This window comes from Autumnicola patrickiae (assembly GCF_031846525.1).
GTDB classification, from domain to species: domain Bacteria; phylum Bacteroidota; class Bacteroidia; order Flavobacteriales; family Flavobacteriaceae; genus Autumnicola; species Autumnicola patrickiae.
In genome coordinates this window covers 19,390-38,509 of the sequence record NZ_JAVRHM010000014.1, presented here as the reverse complement: position 1 = coordinate 38,509, position 19,120 = coordinate 19,390, and the positions used below count along the sequence as shown (strand labels likewise).

Sequence of the window (19,120 nt, the reverse complement as noted above, 5' to 3'; positions counted from 1 at the left end):
TATGAGGGTATAAAATATGATGAAGATCATAAAAGGAGATTTTTAAAATTACTCCGAAAATGAGGGTTTTGTTTTAATGTTTTTGTTTATGGGACCTTTTGATTGAGTGGTTTTTGCAGAACTACCGGTCTTTTTTCCTCTATTTGAACTGGTAAACTTTTTAAGATAAAAGAAGCCAATGATTCCGGCCACTAAGGAGGCTGAAAGTATACCAATTTTGGCCTGTATCAGGTAATCTTCGTCAATAAAGGCAAGTTCAGTAATAAAAAGAGACATGGTAAAGCCTATTGCTGCCAGAAATCCTACTCCATAAATATGTTCCCATTCTACTGCTTTGGGAAGTTTGCAGATTTTCAGAAAAACCATTAATCGCGATAAAATTACTATTCCCAAAAATTTTCCGAAGATAAGCCCGAAAATAATACCAAGCGTCACGGGACTTGTAAAGAAGCCCAGTGCAGTAGCATCAATGGTAACCCCCGCATTGGCAAAAGCGAAAACCGGCAGCACTACAAAGCTAACAAAAGGATGCAGCGCATGCTCAAGGCGTTGCAGGGGAGGAGTAGCATCCTGGGTAAGAGAAGAAAATTTTTCCATGGTATTGGTAATGCTTTCTTTTTCATGTTCCCCTTTAATTTTTGGATCATTTTGGATTCTTCTTATTCTGGAAGACAGCAACCGCACTTTTCTAAGAAATAGCGTAGTATCTATTTTCTTGCTGGTTGGAATGGTGAAAGCGGCCAGTACCGCAGCAATAGTAGCGTGTACGCCAGAAAGAAGGATAGCGAGCCAAAGCCCGCCAATTCCCATAAGGGCATAAAACAGCGTATTTCTTATTCCCAGAAAATTGGCAATTAAAAGGATCACCAGGAAGAAAGCACCTACCCCAAGACTCATCAGGGAAAGGTTGGCGGTATAAAAGAGGGCTATTACGATAACTGCTCCAAAATCATCTACAATGGCAATGGCGGTAAGAAAAACTTTTAGTGACAACGGAATCCTGTCACCAAGGAGATACAGAATACCAAGAGCAAAAGCAATATCTGTAGCCATAGGAATCCCCCAGCCAGAGATCGCCTCTGTACCACCATTAAAGAAAAAATAAATGAGCGCAGGAAAAACCATTCCGCCTATAGCGGCTGCTATGGGTAATAAAGCATCACGTAGGTTGGAGAGTTCGCCGTGAAGGATTTCCCTCTTGAGTTCAAGCCCGACCAGAAAGAAAAACATAGACATTAATCCGTCATTTATCCAGTGAAGCAAGTTCTTACGAAGAACAAAATCATTAAAGCCTATATGGATGTACTGTTTCCAAAAACTATGATAACTTTCTGCAAGAGGGCTATTTGCAAAAATCATCGCAAGAATGGCAGAGAAAATTAGCAGTAAACCAACGGAACTCTGTTTTTCAATAAATTGTTTGATTGGAAGGAGCAGGTAAATGTCTAATACTGACTTTTTCATATATGCCGAAGAATTACTTAGGTTAGTTACTTCCGAATGCATTTCCAGCCGAATATATTTACTTGTAGTATTACAAAATATGATTAATATCAGGTTTAGGTATTAGTGATCTTTTTATTCTGAAAAAGCTATGGAAATTTGAAAAAGAGGAATAAAGATTAAAATTGCGAAATTTATAACCTAGCTTTCAATTGAAATTTGAAGTTTAATACCTCAAAGAGTGGTAAGAGAAGAAAATTGAAGAATCTAGACTTTAATTATTTAAGTTCTTATTGATTTTAAACAAACGACGTACTATGAAAGATAATTTCTCTACAAAATCGGGTGATTATGCGAAATTCCGGCCCACTTATCCTTCAGAAGTATATCATTTTATTGAAAAGCAGCTTCGGAATAAGAAAAATGCCTGGGATTGTGGTACAGGGAATGGTCAGGTAGCCGCAGAACTGGCGAAATTCTTTGATAGGGTTTGTGCAACAGATATTAGTGAGCAACAGTTAAGCCATGCCCCAAAAATGGCAAATATCGACTATTCTATACAGCCTGCAGAGGCTACCAATTTTCCCGATGATCATTTTGACCTGGTAACGGTGGCGCAGGCGATTCATTGGTTTGATTTTGATAAATTTTACAGGGAAGTTGAACGTGTTTTAAAACCCGGGGCGATAATTGCCATTTTTGGCTACGGACTTTTTAAAAGTAACCCCGAAACCAATAAAGTTATTAATCACTTTTACGAAAATATCATCGGCAAATACTGGGATCCGGAAAGAAAATATCTGGATGAGGAATATAGAACGATTCCCTTTCCTTTTAAGGAAATTGAAACCCCAAAAACTACCTTAGAGCTAAAATGGAGCTACGATCAGCTCATCGGCTACTTAAAAACATGGTCTGCAGTAAAGCATTATGAAAAAGCCAACGGTAAAAATCCGGTAGATCTTATTGCAGAAGACCTGAAACAAGCTTTTGGCGAAAATGGGGAAATTACATATCCCATTTTATTTAGAATGGGGAAATTTCAGTAGTCATTCTTCCATTTTACTCAAAAGCAGTATTTTTTATTACAACTGAAAATAAAAAAACCAAAATTCTTGTCCTGAAGTCCAGGAGAAGAATTCTGGTTTTTATTTGGAATGGTATAATTCCTTAAAATCAGAATGCAAGGTTTTGATCAAACGTAAAACTACTGTTTTACGCTGCAGCCAATCGCTTTTGTTTCTTTAGTAGTCACTTCTTTTCCCGCTAAAAGTTCATTTACGGCATTGGCCAGAAAACGTTCATTTACGGCATCAGCATTCCGCACATTATCATCAATGGCGCCGATATACTTTACAATATTTTTTCCGTCTTCTTTCTGAAGCAAATATACATTTGGGGTTTTTGTAGCACCGTATTTCGCATGCACCGTTTGGCTCTCATCAAACAGGTAAGGAAAAGTAAATCCTGCTTCATCTGCTTTTTGCTGCATTTTATCAAAAGTGTCGTCTGGTTGCACCTCAGGATTATTTGGATTAATGGCCATCACAGGATAGCCTTTTTCTTTAAATTCCTGGTCCAGAGCGACAATTCGATCTTCACTGGCCATTGCAAAAGGGCAGGTATTGCAGGTAAAAATTACTATAAAACCTTTGGCATTAGGATAATCTGAAAGGGAGACCATCGAGCCGTCAACATTCTTCAGGTTAAAATCGTTCGCTTCATCGCCAATTGTGTAACCGTAAGCTGTAGTTGTTTCTTCTTCAGAAAGAATGGCCATTTCCTTTTTTTCTGAATTTTCAGGCATGTCTTTTTGAGCTGCATCCTTACAACTAAATAAAGAAAGTGTGGCTATAAGAGCCAGAACGGGTAAAAATGTTTTTGTTTTCATATTTATAAAAATGATTGAAGTTCAGTCTTTAATTCTTCGTAATTAAAGGAACGTTCATAAAATTTCCGTTCCTGTTGGTTTAAAATAATAGTAGCGGGAATAGCGCCGCTCCACTCTTCGGAGACTTTTGGTATCCAGGAATTGGCATCAGGATCGTCCAACAGTACCACTTCACTCTTTAAGTTGTTTTCTTTCATAAAAGGAATTACCTGCTGTTCTATCTTGTCAGGAAAATCGAGACTGGCCAAAACCACCTTTACCTTCTTACTGGCAAGCTGTTCATTCAGCTTTTCAAAGGCCGGTAATTCTTCCACACAAGGTTTGCACCAGGTTGCCCAGAAATTAATGACATAGGTAGTATCATTTTTTTGCTGAAGATATTTCGAATCAAAAGCTTCAAAATCGAAAGAACTCACTAATGCTGAAGATACAACTTCTTTTTCTGAAGAATTTTTCTGTACAATTTCTTCGGAAGTATTAATACTTTCAGTTGTTTTTGCATTGTCTGCGCAGGCAAGGCAAAGACTAACTGCTATAAGACTCACAATTTTTTTCATCCCGTAAAAATATTCAATCAGATTGATATAAATGAAGTAAAAGAGTTAAATAGTGAGAAAGTCGGGAAGTAAAATTGTGAATAGAAAAGGATTGTGATGTATGTGAAGAACAGAAAGTTAGCACTGACAAGGACGAGTGGTATCTTATAGATTTACTTGTGATTGGATGGTGGTGCGGGAGATATTCAGAAAATATAGGGGAAGAGTAAAATTAAAGTAAAAATTCTATATTTAGTGCTGAAAAATATGGCGGAATTTTTGATGCTTTAGCCTCAATTTCCAGAACCCGCAGCTTATATTTTGTTGCGGTTCAAAATTTTAAGTTATAGTTTATGAAAAAAATATATATCATTCTACTACTGATTTTCACTGTGAACCCGGCGATTATTTCAGCACAAATAGGGGATCAATCGGTGACGCAACAGGTGCTTCAGGAGTTGAACCGGGAGAGAACGCTACTTAGCCAGAACCTGGATTTCAGAATAAAGGAGATAGATTCCAAGATCAATAATCTGGATGAGAGTATTAAAAATACAAATTCTGCCGCAGAGAAGGTAGAAAAGCTGGTGGAACGTGTAAAATTTTTGGAGGAACGTCAGGAAGAAATAGATAAAAATACTGTTGGTGTTTATAAGTATAATTACAGTTCAGCCGTCCTGAACCTTGCCTCTATGGAGCGCGAAATAAAGCCGCTCAATCTATTTAATTCTTCGCGGGAGTTTTATTCTACCTTAGACAGAGTCAGCAACCCCATGAATTATGAAGGATATAAAGAATGGTTTGGGAACTTCAAAAAGTATATAGAAGAAGAACAGGAAGACGATGCGAAATTAGCAGCGCTAAACCATATTATTGGTGTTACGGGAGATCTTGCCCAGGGAACGCCTTTTACAGGAATGTTTGCCGGAACACTTTTCGACGGAATTAGTCAGTTTGTGAATTCTCTTGGCCGTCGTGACAGGGAAATGAAGAATAAAAGCCTGGAAATGCTGAAGTTGACGACTACCGTTTCTCAGTTTACTCACGACAAAGATCTTATTGAAACTGAATGGGAGGCGATTAATAAAAGTCTGGATGAACTTAAGGAACTTCAGAACAAAGCGATGAAGGAAAATCTTGTGAACATTCTGGGTATTGACCTGAAGAAATTTGAGGAAAAATTCACCAACGAAACCGATGCTAAAAAAAGAACGCAGTATATCCTGGATATTTCTAAAATTGCTGAAAATAAAATAGCCGAGGAGAAAGCAAAAAATCCGGAAAACTGGAAACAGGCTTATTACGACCAGATGATGACCGTTCAAAATCTGAAAATCCGCTTCGGAACAATTACGTTCAGGATCCTTGAAAATCTAAATAAATATGAAGGACTGATCCAAAAATATCAGAATGATAAATATCTGAAAGAGGAAATGGCGCAGTTAAAACTAAAGCTGGACCTGGTAAGAAACAGTTTTGAATCCACTTTTAATCCGCAGGAATATATCAAGGCATCTAATGAGATGTATGTTGTTGAGTAAAGTTTAAGGTTTAAATGTTTAAATGTTTAAAGTTTTAAAGTAAAAAAGTGAAGCGTGAAGTGAAGTTCATTTGCTTTCAACAGACTACGAGCAACAAGCAATAGACAACAAAAAAAGAGGTTGCTGAATTTTAATACAACAACCTCTTTTTCATTCTATTAAACCAGTTTATCTACCTGTCTGGCGATTTCCAGCTCTTCATTAGTGGGAATGACCATCACTTTTACTTTAGAAGTTTCGGTGCTAATCACGCGACTTTCCTTAGAGCGCAGGTTATTCTGGATTTCATCCAGCTCGATACCTATAAAGTCCATATTATTACAAACCAGCTTTCTCATAGTACCACTGTTTTCACCAATTCCGGCGGTAAAAACAAGAATGTCCAGACCGTTCATTGCTGCAATGTAGGAGCCAATATACTTTTTGATCCTGTAGGCATTCATTTCTAAGGCCAGCTTGCATTCCCTGTTTCCTTTTTGCGCTTCTGTTTCAATATCGCGCAAATCGCTGTAGCCGGTTAAGCCCAGCATTCCGCTTTTTTTGGTAAGCAGTTCATTTACTTCTTTTAAACTATAGCCTAATTTATCTACCAAATGAAATATAATTGAGGGATCTAAATCGCCGCTGCGGGTACCCATAATTAATCCGGAAAGCGGAGTGAATCCCATGGAATGATCTACACTTTTTCCATTTTCCACAGCCGTAATACTACATCCGTTTCCTAAATGAACACTGATTATTTTAGAATCTGTTCTTTTTATACTCTGCGCGGCCTTTTCTGAAACATACTTATGACTCGTCCCATGAAAACCGTAGAGCCGGATGTGGTTTTCTTCAGTTAAATGATTCGGAATCGCATATTTGTATGCCTTTGCCGGAATAGTACTATGGAAGGCAGTATCAAAAACCGCTACCTGCCGGGCATTTGGAAATACTTCTTCTGCAACTTCTATTCCCGTAAGGTTTGGCGGATTGTGGAGCGGAGCTACAGAAAAAAGTGCTTTAATTTCCTTTTTTACCTTCTTGTCTATAATCGTGGTTTTAGAAAAAGTTGTGCCACCATGAACAACCCTGTGTCCTATGGCGGTAATCTCTGTAGCATCTTTTATCACGCCTTTATCCGGACTCATAAGAAGATCTGTAACAGCTCTCAAAGCTATAGAATGATCTGGAACTTGTTGTTCTCTTGTTCCCGAATATCCCTGAGAAGAGTAGTGAATTTCTGAATTTTGTTGCCCGATTCGCTCTACAAGCCCTGAAGCGAGAACCTTTTCTGTAGGCATTTGGATTAATTGAAATTTAAAGGAAGAACTTCCAGTATTTATAACCAGTATATTTTTCATTCTATATTGTTCAAGTTTAAAGAAATTTAAATTTTAAATTTTAAATTTTAAATATTTTTTTCACTACTCACTACTCACTACTCACTACATATTACATTCCCTGTGCCTGGATCGCGGTAAGGATTACAGTATTAAAAACATCATCTACAGTACAGCCACGACTAAGATCGTTTACCGGTTTATTAAGTCCCTGTAACATTGGGCCGATCGCGAGTGCACCTGTTTCCCTTTGTACTGCTTTGTAAGTGTTGTTTCCGGTATTAAGGTCTGGGAAAATAAGCAGGTTTGCCTGCCCTGCAACTTCAGAATCTGGCATTTTGCTTTTTCCGACGGTGATATCCACGGCTGCATCGTACTGAATTGGTCCTTCAATTTTAAGATCGGGACGTTTATTTTTCACAATCTCGGTTGCCTGGCGTACGCGATCTACATCGGCTCCTTTTCCGGAGGTTCCGGAAGAGTAGGAGAGCATGGCGATCTTTGGATCTATTCCAAAAGCAAAGCAACTTTCTGCGGAAGAAATGGTAATTTCTGCAAGCTCTTCCGCAGTAGGATTCGGGTTAATAGCGCAATCTCCAAAAACCGAAACCCTGTCTTCTAAACACATAAAGAACACCGAAGAAACGACTGAAACCCCGGGTTTGGTTTTGATAAACTGCAGCGCAGGACGAATAGTATGTTGGGTGGTATGTGCCGCACCAGAAACCATTCCGTCGGCATGTCCTTTGTAAATCATCATCGTTCCATAATAAGAAACATCAGTCATCCAGTCCCTGGCCATGTCCATGTTTACTCCTTTGTGCTTTCTGAGTTCATATAAAGTCTGCGCATAATCTTCAAATCGTTCGGAATTAACCGGATCTATGATCTGGATCTTTTCAGTATCTATATTAAGGCCCAGCTTCATTATTTTCTGTTTGATCACCTCTTCATCTCCCAATAAAGTGATATCCACAATGTCTATAGCCGCCAGTCTTCCTGCTGCCATTAATATTCGGTCATCGGTACCTTCAGGCAAAACGATGTGTTTTTTACTTTGCTGCGCTCGCTTTACAAGCCCGTATTGGAACATACGTGGCGTAATTCCGTGAGGTTCAAAATTGATAAGCCTTTCAACTAAAGGATCAAAAGAAACGTAGCGTTCAAAAGTGCTGATGGTGGTTTCAATTTTCTGAATACTGTCGGCGTAGATATTAGACTTAATTGCACCAACCTTATTTGTGACATTGAAGGTACCCTCTTCCACAGAAATTATCGGAACAATTTCAGAAAGACCTTCGATCAATTTAATAATTGAAGGCTCAGGGGTAAGTCCGCCGGTAAGGATGATTCCGGAAATACGAGGATAATTACTGGAGATATTAGCCTGCAAAGCTCCCAAAATAATATCTGCCCTGTCACCTGGAGTGATCACTAAACTTTCATTTCTAAGGGTGGTAAGATAATTTCGTAATTGCATTGCACCAACTCCAAAGTTTCCGGTTTGATTATTTAGAAATTCATGTCCGAATAAAATCTTTCCGTCTAAAGCTTTTACAATTTCTTTGAGCGTTGGATTGTTCAGCGTTTCTATTAACGGAATGGCAAAAACGTCTATCTGCTCCGGAAGGAACTCCCTCATATACTTTTTAGCATCTTCCAGATTTTCTTCCAGCATCTTATTACTCACCATGGCAAGTACATCCACATCTTTTTCTATAAAGGCGTTGTAAGCCATTCTTAGACTCCCAAGGTGCTCTTCCCAGCTTTTATCTTTACCGCTGGTAATAATAATAACCGGTATTCCCAGATTTCTGGCGGTAATTACGTTAACATCAAATTCAAATACGCTTCCTTCACCGGAAAAGTCGCTGCCTTCCACGAGTACAAAGTCATATTCATCTTCCAGCTTTTTATATTTACGGATAATCGTATCGATTATTTCTCCCGATTTCCCTTCATTTCTTTTCTGAATTAACTCATTTCTTGTAAAAGCAAAAGCATCTTCATAAGGCATCTGAAGATCGAAATAGGAGAGGATTGTGTCTATGTGATTATCTCTTTTTCCCTCTGGCACATCGTTTATAATTGGCCTGAAGTATCCAACTTTTACAGTTTTACCTAATAGAGTACGCATTAGTCCGAGGGAGATCATAGATTTCCCGCTATGAGATTCTAATGTGGCAATATATATTCCTTTATTCATGTTTGAATTTATTATGGGCGCAAAATTAAGCTGATAAAAATACATGATCCTGTCTTTACAGGTTAAATTCCTGTAAAAACTGATAAGGATCAGCATTTGGTTTTAATATACGCAAAAAGGAACAGCATTAAAAAATTCAGAGAAAAAGGGAGTGCCTGAAAATGGCAATTTTGTAGTTTGATTTCTTTTTTCCTGCTTCTTGTGTCCTGTTTCCTGATTCAGTTTTTTAAGGGGAGTCTCTAAAATGGCATTTATCGCCCTGCTTTAAAGTACGAGGTAAGAAGTGGGAAGTACGAAAAAGTTTTCTTTTTTTCCTCTTTGGTATTTTCTACTTTCCTCCTTTTTCTTTAACGAAGCGTTGAAAACGGCAATTATCGGCAATAAGTTTTACCACGAATCCACGAATAATTTTTAAGTGCTTCCGTAAAAAGTTTCTCAGCGCATCCTGCTTCTTGTCTCCTGTTTCCTGATTCAGTTTTTTAAGGTGAGTCTCTAAAATGCCAATTTTCGACCTTAAGTTTAACTAAGGATCTGGCGGAAATCCCGTTTTTTAACTTCTTACCGCACCAATATTAATTCTCGGTTCTAATTGCTATCTTTGCAGCCGCAAAATTTACTGCATCAAAATATAGCATATGAAAGCCGGAATTGTAGGATTACCTAATGTTGGAAAATCAACGCTCTTTAATTGTTTGTCCAACGCCAAAGCACAGAGTGCAAACTTTCCTTTTTGTACCATAGAACCCAATATTGGGGTTGTAAACGTACCGGATAGCCGTTTACAAAAACTGGAAAGCCTGGTAAATCCGGAGCGTGTGCAACCAGCTACGGTCGAAATTGTGGATATTGCGGGCCTCGTTAAAGGTGCCAGTAAAGGTGAAGGTTTAGGAAACCAGTTTCTTGGAAACATCAGGGAAACCGATGCAATCCTTCATGTATTAAGATGCTTTGAAAATGAAAATATTGTACATGTAGATGGTTCTATAGACCCAATCAGGGACAAGGAAACCATTGATATTGAACTTCAGCTAAAAGATCTTGAAACAGTTGATAAAAAGCTGGAAAAAGTAAAAAGAGCTGCAAAAACGGGCAACAAAGAAGCTCAAAAAGAAGAAGCTGCTTTATTAAAATTGAAAGCAGGCCTGGAAGCAGGAAAATCTGTGCGGGCTATTGAAGTTACAGAAGATGAACATAAGGAATTTGTAAAGCCGCTTCAGTTTATTACCGATAAACCTGTAATGTATGTTTGTAATGTGGATGAAGGATCTGCGGTTGATGGCAACAAGCATGTAGACAGGGTCAAAGAAGCTGTTAAAGACGAAAATGCTGAAGTTTTAGTTCTCGCTGTAGGTACTGAAGCTGATATTACAGAATTAGATGATTTTGAAGAGCGACAAATGTTCCTTCAGGATATAGGACTTGAAGAGCCGGGTTCTGCAAAGCTAATCCGTGGCGCTTACAGTCTGCTGAATTTACAAACTTATTTTACTGCCGGAGTTAAGGAAGTGCGGGCATGGACTATTCCCGTGGGTTCTACAGCACCACAAGCTGCCGGAGTTATCCATACTGATTTCGAAAAAGGCTTTATCCGTGCCGAAGTTATTTCTTATGAAGACTTTGTTGGCTACGGAAGCGAAGCAAAAGTGAAGGAAGCCGGAAAAATGAAAGTAGAAGGAAAGGAATATATCGTAAAAGACGGGGATGTGATGCATTTTAGGTTTAACGTGTAGATACGCCCAATTGGGAATGTGTGGAGACGCTCGATCGAACGTCTCTACACATTGTGAAATGTTTGTTAATTACTTTGTGCTGCTACTATTTCAGCTTTTTAAGGGAAACCTTATATTAGCTGCAAACTCCATTCACTACTTATGAGCGATGAAACAAAGTATACCGAGGATAATATCCGGTCTTTAGACTGGAAAGAGCACATCAGGATGCGCCCCGGGATGTATATCGGGAAGCTGGGGGATGGATCCAGTGCAGATGATGGAATCTATATCCTTCTCAAGGAAGTACTGGACAACTCGATAGATGAGTTTGTGATGGGCTCGGGAAAAACTATCGAAATTTCTGTACAAAATCAACGTGTGATTGTGCGTGACTATGGTCGTGGAATTCCATTAGGGAAAGTAGTGGACGTTGTGTCCAAAATGAATACCGGGGGAAAATACGATACCCGCGCTTTCAAGAAGTCCGTTGGTCTTAACGGAGTTGGTACCAAGGCTGTAAATGCACTTTCTTCTTATTTTAGGGTTGAATCTACACGTGATAACAAATCTGCCTCGGCGGAATTTGAGCAGGGGAACCTGGTAAAGGAGGAAACGCTTGATGAAACTTCACGAAGAAGAGGAACAAAAGTAACTTTTGTTCCTGATGAAATAATTTTCAAGAATTTTAAATTCCGGAATGAGTACATCGAAAAGATGCTCAAGAATTATGTTTATCTAAATCCCGGACTGACTATAGTTTACAACGGAGAGAAATTCTATTCAGAAAACGGATTAAAAGATCTTTTAGGAGACAGCATAAACGAAGACGATCAACTTTATCCTATCGTGCACCTGAGAGGAAACGATATTGAAGTTGCCATAACTCACAGTAAATCACAGTATAGCGAAGAATACCACTCTTTTGTAAACGGACAAAATACCTCGCAGGGAGGAACACACCTTTTGGCCTTTAGAGAAGCAATAGTCAAAACCGTTAGAGAATTCTACGGAAAGAATTATGATGCCAGCGATATCAGAAAATCGGTCGTTGCGGCAATCAGCATAAAGGTAATGGAGCCTGTTTTTGAGAGTCAGACGAAAACCAAATTGGGTTCTACAGATATGGGAGGTGAACTTCCAACGGTGAGAACTTATATCAACGATTTTGTAAAAACAAATCTTGACAATTACTTACATAAAAACACAGAAACTGCAGAGCAGCTTCAGCGTAAAATCCTTCAGGCAGAAAGAGAACGAAAGGATTTATCCGGAATCAGGAAACTGGCTAAGGATCGTGCGAAAAAAGCAAGCCTTCACAACAAGAAATTGCGGGATTGTCGTATTCATTTAGGCGATAGTAAAAAGGAACGATACCTGGAGAGCACGCTTTTTATCACAGAGGGAGATTCGGCAAGTGGATCCATAACAAAGTCCAGGGACGTAAATACACAGGCAGTTTTTAGCTTAAAAGGGAAACCGCTAAACAGTTACGGACTCAGCAAAAAAATTGTGTACGAAAATGAAGAATTTAACCTGCTGCAGGCAGCTCTTAATATAGAGGAATCTATGGAAGACCTGCGGTACAACAATATTGTAATTGCCACAGATGCCGATGTAGATGGGATGCATATCCGGTTATTGCTAATTACGTTCTTTTTGCAGTTCTTTCCGGAGTTAATTAAGGAGAATCACTTGTATATCCTGCAAACTCCGTTATTCAGGGTTCGGAATAAAAAGGAAACCATTTATTGCTATAGCGAACTGGAACGCAAGCAGGCGCTGGAAAAACTTCCGGGGAAAACCGAAATCACGAGGTTTAAAGGACTGGGTGAAATTTCTCCAGATGAATTCGTTCATTTTATTGGGGATAATATTCGGCTGGATCCGGTGATGCTGGATAAAGACAAGTCCATTGAAGAAATGCTGAGTTTCTATATGGGCAAAAACACACCAGACAGGCAGGAATTTATTATCGACAACCTTAAGGTTGAACTTGATCTTATTGAGGAGCTGGGGATATGAGGTTCACCAATAAAAACGAAGTAAAAATTATCCCTTCTATTTATATAGTTTTGGTAGCCGTATTTGTAACCAATATTTTTGTAAATATAGAATTGATGAGCAATGAAGAGCCAATAGGCTTTAGTCATTATTTGCCAAATATCGTCACTATTTTAATCGGCCTCTATGTCCATAGAATAGGGCAGACTTTTGATTTTGACAGTGACGGGGAGACGCTGAATTTCAAAAATAACGGCGTTTTCTTTTCAAAATTTATGGAATACCGCGTGAAGAAGGCTGAATTTCCGAAGAGGAAATTGGGTAAATTCCGTTTTAGTGACTACGGAATTTATTCCTCTTTAACAATATCTATAAAGTCCAGAAGAAGATCAGGATTTAAAAAGTACACATTTAATACTACATTTTTATCCCGAAAAAAGAAGAAAGGTATGATTGCTTCTCTTCAGAAAGTATTGGAGTACAACGCTAATAAAGCAACCGCCTAATGGAAGAAAACCAAGAAGGAGCTCAGGAAGAACATTTTGAACAACCTAAAGAAGAGCTTATTAGGGTAACCGGGATGTACAAAGACTGGTTCCTGGATTATGCTTCGTATGTTATCTTAGAGAGGGCTGTACCTGCAATAGAAGATGGTTTTAAGCCTGTACAGCGCAGGATCATGCACTCGATGAAAGACCTGGACGATGGCCGATACAACAAAGTTGCCAATATTGTGGGTCATACTATGCAATACCATCCACATGGGGATGCCAGTATTGGAGATGCCATGGTGCAGATTGGGCAGAAAGATATCCTTATCGACACCCAGGGAAACTGGGGAAATATTTTAACAGGAGACCGGGCAGCAGCACCGCGTTACATTGAAGCACGACTTTCTAAATTTGCACTGGAAGTTCTTTTTAATCCGAAGCTTACAGAATGGCAGCTATCGTATGACGGACGTAAAAAGGAACCTGTAAATCTTCCGGTGAAATTTCCAATGCTGCTCGCCCAGGGCGCAGAGGGTATTGCTGTTGGTTTAAGCACAAGAGTATTACCGCATAACTTCAATGAAATTATAGATGCTTCTATAAAACATTTACAGGGAAAAAAGTTTAAAATTTTTCCCGATTTTCCTACCGGGGGAGAAGCAGATATTACAGATTATAATGATGGTTTGCGTGGCGGAAGAGTACGGGTGCGGGCGAAAATTTCTCAATATGACAAGAATACCCTTGCCATTACCGAAATTCCTTACGGAACCAATACTACTTCTTTAATAGATTCTATTCTAAAAGCGAATGATAAAGGGAAGATAAAAATAAAACGAATTGAAGATAACACCGCTGCAGAAGTGGAAATTCTTATTCATCTTCCTCCAAATATTTCTCCCGATAAAACAATAGATGCCTTATTTGCCTTTACGCAATGTGAAAATTCTATTTCGCCGTTAGGTTGTGTGATTATAGATAATAAACCTATTTTTCTTGGGGTATCTGAAATTTTGCGTCAGTCTACAGATCATACGCTTCACTTACTTAAGCGTGAACTGGAGATTAACCTGGATGAGCTGGAGGAGCAGTGGCATTTTGCTTCTTTGGAAAGGATTTTTATTGAGAACAGGATTTACCGGGATATTGAAGAGCAGGAAACATGGGAGGGGGTTATAAAAGCAATAGCAGACGGGCTAAAGCCTCATATCAAACATCTTAAGCGCGAAGTAACCGAAGACGACATTGTAAGGCTTACGGAAATCAGAATCAAGAGAATTTCCAAATTCGATATCGACAAAGCACAGCAGAAAATTGATGCTTTGGAAGATCAGATAGCCAATATAAAGCATCATCTGGATAACCTGGTGGATTATGCTGTAGCGTATTTTAGAAAACTTAAAAAAGACTACGGAACAGGAAAAGAGCGCAAAACCGAGCTTAGAATATTTGAAGATATTGAAGCTACAAAGGTTGTAATAAGAAATACAAAACTCTATGTAAACCGGAAAGAAGGTTTTGTTGGAACCGCTTTAAAGAAGGATGAGTACGTAACAGATTGCTCAGATATAGATAATGTTATCTGTTTTACGGCCGATGGAAAAATGATGGTCACTAAGGTAGACACCAAAACTTTTATTGGTAAAGATATTATTCATGTTGCTATTTTTAAGAAGAAGGATAAACGTACAATCTATAATATGGTTTATCGTGATGGTAAAGGCGGTAGCACTTATGTGAAGCGATTTGCTGTAACATCGGTAACCAGAGACCGGGAATACGATTTAACGCAGGGGAAAAAAGATTCAAGAGTTTTATATTTTTCTTCTAACCCCAATGGTGAGGCAGAAGTTATTACGGTGTTCCTGCGACAGGTAGGAAGCATTCGTAAAGTAAAATTTGATGTTGATTTTGCAGATGTCCTTATAAAAGGAAGAAATGTAAAAGGAAATATCGTCACTAAATATTCTGTAAAAAGAATTGAACTTAAAGAGGAAGGTGTTTCTACTTTAAAACCCCGTAGAATCTGGTTTGATGATACCGTAAACAGGCTAAACGTAGATGGTAGGGGGGAACTTCTTGGAGAATTTAAGGGGGAAGATCGTCTTTTAATTGTTACCCAGGATGGTTTTGCCAAAACAGTAATACCAGAGCTCACCAATCGTTTTGATGACGAGATGGTAGTACTTGAAAAATGGTCCCCAAAAAAACCAATTTCAGCTATTTACTGGGAACCCGAAAAGGAGCGGTATTATGTAAAACGTTTTTTGATAGAAAATCCGGAAAAAGAAGAGAAATTTATAAGTGAACATGAGAAGTCCTTTTTGGAAGTAGTTTCTACAGATTATTTTCCTGTAGCAGAAATTATTTACGGAAAACAAAGAGGAAAAGATCAGCGGCCAAGTGAAAAATTAAATATTGAAGAATTTATCTCTGTAAAAGGAATCAAAGCACTCGGGAATCAGTTAACTACAGAAAAAGTGAAACAGATAAACATTCTCGATCCACTGCCTTATGAAGAGGAAGAGGAAACTCCTGCGGACGATATGGATGTTGTAGATGATGAAACTGTTGCGGATAATAGAAAAGGTCCGGAAAAGGTAAAAGATAAAGACAACGATTCTTTGTCTTCAGAAAATCAAACAAAATTATTTGACGAGTAATGGCTGGTTTTATTCAGGAATTTAAAGAATTTGCTGTAAAAGGCAACATGATAGACATGGCGGTAGGTATTATTATTGGTACCGCCTTTAACCGCGTTGTTGATGCTCTTGTAAAGCAGGTGGTTATGCCGCCGCTTAGTATACTTACAGGAAATATTAATTATACAGATAAAAAGCTTGTCCTACAAGAGGGGGTAGCAGCTGCCGATGGTACTGTTGCTGTAGAAGAGGTCGCGATTGGATACGGAATGTTGGTGCAGGCCCTAATAGACTTTCTAATTATAGGCCTTACAATCTTTATTGTAGTAAAATTTATCAATCGGTTTAAAAAGAAAGCAGAAGATCCAAAAAATCCAACTGTTGTTACTCCAAAAGATATTGAATTACTTTCAAATCTAAATGATTTAATGGAGGAGCAGAATAAACTACTTCGCGAAAGAGGTAATTAGGCTATTTACTCTACTTTTCTAACAGAACCGCGTTCTTTCCGATTTTCTCCCACCACGCCATATTCAAAAGTGTATCCGCTTTTGCTGGTGGTGAGTATTTTCATATGAATTGGCTTTCTTTCAGCCATATTTTTGGGATTGAGGTTCTTCAAAATAAATTCGCAATCATTTATCCATCGTACAGAAGAAGTATCTGCCTTTCCCTGGAACTGGTCTATTTCTATTGAATCATTTCTAATAAATCGGGAGGTAACAATTTCTCCGTTAAGATAAGATTCAAATTCAAAGGTGCCTGTTCTGTAATCTTCACAGTTCCTTTCTGGTTGAAAGCAGGCTGTCATTAAAAAACTACACGTTGCAATAAATAGGAATTTCCGCATACTGCAAAGTAAATTCTTTTTGCAGGATTATTCAATTTTCAAAGGCGTCAAATGTTCCATCCTCATAGAAAATCACAATTTTTTTAATTGCTTTTGATGAGCCGGTTCTTCTTTGTTGCTCAGGGTCGATAATTGGCATTTTTGAAGGTTGATTATTTTGCGGTATTTCCTTTTCTGTTATTTGCTTTTTTTCTTCGGAAGGAGGCAAGCGATCATCCATATCTTCTTTAGGAAAAGATCCTTTACCATTCAGCAACCAATAAAGTTCCACTTCAGGAAAAGTCTTTACAACCTTCATCACAAAATCCAGACTTGGTTTGTTTCTGCCAGATAAAATATGAGAAATAGACGAGCGTCCAACTTCAATTTTATCTGCAAAAGATGCGGCAGAAAGATCATAGAATTTAATGATCTTGTTAAGTCTTGAAGCGAATTTATCGGTGTTTACCATTGTAAAATCATCAACCTCTAAAAGGTATTTACAAATGTAAAACTTATGTCCCGACTTTACAAATTACAATTGTAAATAGTTTTATTAAACTACATCTATCACTTTAGATAAGGTGTCTTAAGTATATAAAAATAAGATAATTATATAACATATTTTGAGCTGTAGGATTTTTTCCAATCCAACTATAGTGGGAATCATGCAGATTGTTTACAATTGTAACTGATACAAGTAAATTTACATGTTTACAATTGTAAAATCTATAATATTTACTTTTGTAAACATGAATAACTATCCCTCACATTTACAAAAGTTAATGCAGGATTATCCTGCTTTTAAAAATCAAAATATCGCCGGAAGATATTTGAATCTGGATCACATTGTTCCAGAGTTGAAAAAGCTTACCGGAAATTTCACTATTGAAGAAATTGGAAAATCTGCTTTAGGAGAATCTATTTCTGTAATTAAAACCGGAAGAGGAAAAATTAGAATATTGGCCTGGTCGCAAATGCACGGAAATGAATCGACCACAACCAAAGCAGTCTTTGATCTCCTAAATGCCTTCGGACGGCAGAATGATTTTCCAGTAGTAGAAAATATTCTTGAAAACTGTCAAATTTGGGTTATCCCTATGCTTAATCCAGATGGTGCCCGGGCTTACACCCGTGTAAATGCCAATAATGTGGATTTAAACAGGGATTCTCAAAATCTTCAGGAGGTTGAAAGTCAGATTTTACGCAAGCAATTCGAGAAATTTTCTCCACATTTCTGTCTAAACCTCCATGACCAAAGAACTATTTTTACTGCCGGGCCTAAGGCAAAATCAGCTACTTTATCTTTTCTCACCCCTTCTATGGATGAAGAGCGGAAAATAACAGAGAGTCGCAAGGAAAGCATGAAAGTAATTTCGGCTATAGCGAAGGATCTTAAAGAGGAACTATCAGAACAAATTGGGCGTTATGATGATGCTTTCAACTTAAACTGTACGGGAGATACATTTCAAAATAAGGAAGTGCCGACAATACTTTTTGAAGCAGGTCACTATCCTAATGATTATAATCGTGAAATCACGAGAAAATATGTATTTGCTGCGTTAATTTCAGCTTTACATACAATTACAACCGGAGAATACAAAACTATAGACTTCAGAAATTATGAAAAAATACCTGAAAATGAGAAATTATTCAATGATGTAATCCTGAGAAATTGCCGGGTCAATGGTGAAAACGTAGATGTTTCTATTCAGTTTAAAGAAGAATTGGAACAGGATAAGATAATTTTTAGGTTAAATGTGGAAAAAATACAGCCAAAGATTCAAAGTTTCGGACTTAAAGAAGTGGACTGTAAAGGAGGTAAAATTAGGGCAGAGGGGCAGAAAACATTAAGCGAAAACGTTTTAGTTGAAAATATATTCTTAAATGAAAAGGAATTAAGCCTTAAACCTTAGAAATTCTTCAATTGTTTGTCAATAATTCAATGATTTTGTATTATTTTTGAATTTCAAATAAATTAGAAGTTTAAAGAAATGGCCAAGTTTAAATTAGACGAAACAGATCATCAAATTCTTGATATGCTTATCGAGAATACAAGAACTCCTTTTACCGATGTTGCAAAGAAACTTTTAATATCGGCCGGTACAGTTCATGTAAGAGTAAAAAAAATGGAGGAAGCAGGAATAATTATAGGTTCTTCGCTAACTCTGGATTATAAAAAGTTGGGTTATGCCTTTATAGCCTATGTGGGAGTATTTCTAAAAAATACTTCGCAGACAAAATTTGTTCTGGAGCGTATAAATGAAATTCCTTTTATTACCGTTGCCCACGTGACAACAGGTAAATTTAATGTGTTTTGTAAAATAAGAGCTAGAAATACGCAACACGCTAAGGAAATCATTTTCCAATTAGATGATATTGAAGGTGTTTACAGAACAGAAACTATGATTTCCCTTGAGGAAAGTATTAATGATAAAAAACGTTTAATGCACTCCATTTTTCAAGATATGTAGGGTATCCTAAACTTTTTATAAAAACCCTTTAG

General features: G+C 37.8%; 16 protein-coding genes. 9 read left to right on the top strand and 7 right to left on the bottom strand.

The genetic code is table 11. The features are described 5' to 3' along the window. Positions 1-48 precede the first annotated feature (48 nt). Positions 49-1,464, bottom strand: coding sequence for a Na+/H+ antiporter NhaA (gene nhaA / locus RM549_RS12520; RefSeq protein WP_311685350.1), 1,416 nt, complete (start codon positions 1,462-1,464; stop codon positions 49-51). 296 nt (positions 1,465-1,760) lie between these two features. Here nhaA and RM549_RS12515 point away from each other — a divergent pair, with 296 nt between their 5' ends. Further along, on the top strand, positions 1,761-2,492 hold the full coding sequence (locus RM549_RS12515) for a class I SAM-dependent methyltransferase (protein ID WP_311685348.1): 732 nt from the start codon (positions 1,761-1,763) through the stop codon (positions 2,490-2,492). A gap of 158 nt (positions 2,493-2,650) precedes the next feature. On the opposite strand, the gene RM549_RS12510 is transcribed toward RM549_RS12515, so the two are convergent. Beyond that, positions 2,651-3,334, bottom strand: coding sequence for a thioredoxin family protein (locus tag RM549_RS12510; RefSeq protein ID WP_311685346.1), 684 nt, complete (start codon positions 3,332-3,334; stop codon positions 2,651-2,653). A gap of 2 nt (positions 3,335-3,336) precedes the next feature. After that, entirely contained in the window at positions 3,337-3,891 is a 555-nt protein-coding gene (locus tag RM549_RS12505; RefSeq protein WP_311685344.1) for a TlpA disulfide reductase family protein, read from the bottom strand. Positions 3,892-4,223: 332 nt separating this feature from the next. On the opposite strand from RM549_RS12505, the gene RM549_RS12500 reads away from it, so the two are divergent. Then, the gene (locus RM549_RS12500) at positions 4,224-5,411 is read left to right on the top strand and encodes a hypothetical protein (RefSeq protein WP_311685343.1); all 1,188 of its coding nucleotides are present in this window, start codon (positions 4,224-4,226) and stop codon (positions 5,409-5,411) included. A 158-nt stretch (positions 5,412-5,569) separates the two neighbouring features. Here the strand turns inward: RM549_RS12500 and RM549_RS12495 are convergent, their stop codons facing one another. Beyond that, the gene (locus tag RM549_RS12495) at positions 5,570-6,754 is read right to left on the bottom strand and encodes an acetate/propionate family kinase (RefSeq protein WP_311685342.1); all 1,185 of its coding nucleotides are present in this window, start codon (positions 6,752-6,754) and stop codon (positions 5,570-5,572) included. A gap of 91 nt (positions 6,755-6,845) precedes the next feature. Beyond that, positions 6,846-8,939, bottom strand: coding sequence for a phosphate acetyltransferase (pta, locus tag RM549_RS12490; RefSeq protein ID WP_311685341.1), 2,094 nt, complete (start codon positions 8,937-8,939; stop codon positions 6,846-6,848). Between the two features lie 635 nt (positions 8,940-9,574). Here pta and ychF point away from each other — a divergent pair. The 5 genes from ychF to mscL all read left to right on the top strand — a co-directional run bounded on the left by ychF (position 9,575) and on the right by mscL (position 16,255). Beyond that, positions 9,575-10,669 carry a redox-regulated ATPase YchF gene (ychF, locus tag RM549_RS12485; RefSeq protein ID WP_311685339.1) on the top strand — a complete coding sequence of 365 codons (1,095 nt, stop codon included), beginning with the start codon at positions 9,575-9,577 and terminating at the stop codon, positions 10,667-10,669. A gap of 141 nt (positions 10,670-10,810) precedes the next feature. Next, positions 10,811-12,673, top strand: coding sequence for a DNA topoisomerase IV subunit B (locus RM549_RS12480; RefSeq protein WP_311685331.1), 1,863 nt, complete (start codon positions 10,811-10,813; stop codon positions 12,671-12,673). Next, complete coding sequence (locus RM549_RS12475; RefSeq protein WP_311685330.1) at positions 12,670-13,158, top strand: hypothetical protein; 489 nt, start codon at positions 12,670-12,672, stop codon at positions 13,156-13,158. The genes RM549_RS12480 and RM549_RS12475 overlap by 4 nt, the downstream gene beginning before the upstream one ends. Then, entirely contained in the window at positions 13,158-15,806 is a 2,649-nt protein-coding gene (locus RM549_RS12470) for a DNA gyrase/topoisomerase IV subunit A (protein WP_311685328.1), read from the top strand. The genes RM549_RS12475 and RM549_RS12470 overlap by 1 nt, the downstream gene beginning before the upstream one ends. Beyond that, on the top strand, positions 15,806-16,255 hold the full coding sequence (mscL, locus tag RM549_RS12465) for a large-conductance mechanosensitive channel protein MscL (RefSeq protein WP_311685326.1): 450 nt from the start codon (positions 15,806-15,808) through the stop codon (positions 16,253-16,255). Before RM549_RS12470 ends, mscL begins: the two co-directional genes overlap by 1 nt. A 5-nt stretch (positions 16,256-16,260) precedes the next feature. On the opposite strand, the gene RM549_RS12460 is transcribed toward mscL, so the two are convergent. Both RM549_RS12460 and RM549_RS12455 read right to left on the bottom strand, forming a co-directional pair. Then, positions 16,261-16,596 (bottom strand): DNA topoisomerase IV, encoded by a 336-nt coding sequence (locus tag RM549_RS12460; RefSeq protein ID WP_311685324.1) that lies wholly within the window; start codon positions 16,594-16,596, stop codon positions 16,261-16,263. Positions 16,597-16,666: 70 nt separating this feature from the next. Beyond that, positions 16,667-17,086, bottom strand: a complete 420-nt coding sequence (locus RM549_RS12455; protein WP_311685322.1) for a helix-turn-helix domain-containing protein — start codon at positions 17,084-17,086, stop codon at positions 16,667-16,669. Between the two features lie 280 nt (positions 17,087-17,366). Between RM549_RS12455 and RM549_RS12450 the strand changes: the two genes are divergently transcribed. Then, positions 17,367-18,530, top strand: coding sequence for a M14 family zinc carboxypeptidase (locus RM549_RS12450; protein ID WP_311685321.1), 1,164 nt, complete (start codon positions 17,367-17,369; stop codon positions 18,528-18,530). Positions 18,531-18,608: 78 nt separating this feature from the next. Next, positions 18,609-19,088, top strand: a complete 480-nt coding sequence (locus tag RM549_RS12445) for an Lrp/AsnC family transcriptional regulator (protein ID WP_311685319.1) — start codon at positions 18,609-18,611, stop codon at positions 19,086-19,088. The last annotated feature ends 32 nt before the right edge of the window (positions 19,089-19,120 follow it).

Excerpts from the sequence above, each read along its gene's own strand:
- nhaA (WP_311685350.1), bottom strand. The coding sequence starts at position 1,464 with ATGAAAAAGTCAGTATTAGACATTTACCTGCTCCTTCCAATCAAACAA.
- RM549_RS12515 (WP_311685348.1), top strand. The coding sequence starts at position 1,761 with ATGAAAGATAATTTCTCTACAAAATCGGGTGATTATGCGAAATTCCGG.
- RM549_RS12510 (WP_311685346.1), bottom strand. The coding sequence starts at position 3,334 with ATGAAAACAAAAACATTTTTACCCGTTCTGGCTCTTATAGCCACACTT.
- RM549_RS12505 (WP_311685344.1), bottom strand. The coding sequence starts at position 3,891 with ATGAAAAAAATTGTGAGTCTTATAGCAGTTAGTCTTTGCCTTGCCTGC.
- RM549_RS12500 (WP_311685343.1), top strand. The coding sequence starts at position 4,224 with ATGAAAAAAATATATATCATTCTACTACTGATTTTCACTGTGAACCCG.
- RM549_RS12495 (WP_311685342.1), bottom strand. The coding sequence starts at position 6,754 with ATGAAAAATATACTGGTTATAAATACTGGAAGTTCTTCCTTTAAATTT.
- pta (WP_311685341.1), bottom strand. The coding sequence starts at position 8,939 with ATGAATAAAGGAATATATATTGCCACATTAGAATCTCATAGCGGGAAA.
- ychF (WP_311685339.1), top strand. The coding sequence starts at position 9,575 with ATGAAAGCCGGAATTGTAGGATTACCTAATGTTGGAAAATCAACGCTC.
- RM549_RS12480 (WP_311685331.1), top strand. The coding sequence starts at position 10,811 with ATGAGCGATGAAACAAAGTATACCGAGGATAATATCCGGTCTTTAGAC.
- RM549_RS12475 (WP_311685330.1), top strand. The coding sequence starts at position 12,670 with ATGAGGTTCACCAATAAAAACGAAGTAAAAATTATCCCTTCTATTTAT.
- RM549_RS12470 (WP_311685328.1), top strand. The coding sequence starts at position 13,158 with ATGGAAGAAAACCAAGAAGGAGCTCAGGAAGAACATTTTGAACAACCT.
- mscL (WP_311685326.1), top strand. The coding sequence starts at position 15,806 with ATGGCTGGTTTTATTCAGGAATTTAAAGAATTTGCTGTAAAAGGCAAC.
- RM549_RS12460 (WP_311685324.1), bottom strand. The coding sequence starts at position 16,596 with ATGACAGCCTGCTTTCAACCAGAAAGGAACTGTGAAGATTACAGAACA.
- RM549_RS12455 (WP_311685322.1), bottom strand. The coding sequence starts at position 17,086 with ATGGTAAACACCGATAAATTCGCTTCAAGACTTAACAAGATCATTAAA.
- RM549_RS12450 (WP_311685321.1), top strand. The coding sequence starts at position 17,367 with ATGAATAACTATCCCTCACATTTACAAAAGTTAATGCAGGATTATCCT.
- RM549_RS12445 (WP_311685319.1), top strand. The coding sequence starts at position 18,609 with ATGGCCAAGTTTAAATTAGACGAAACAGATCATCAAATTCTTGATATG.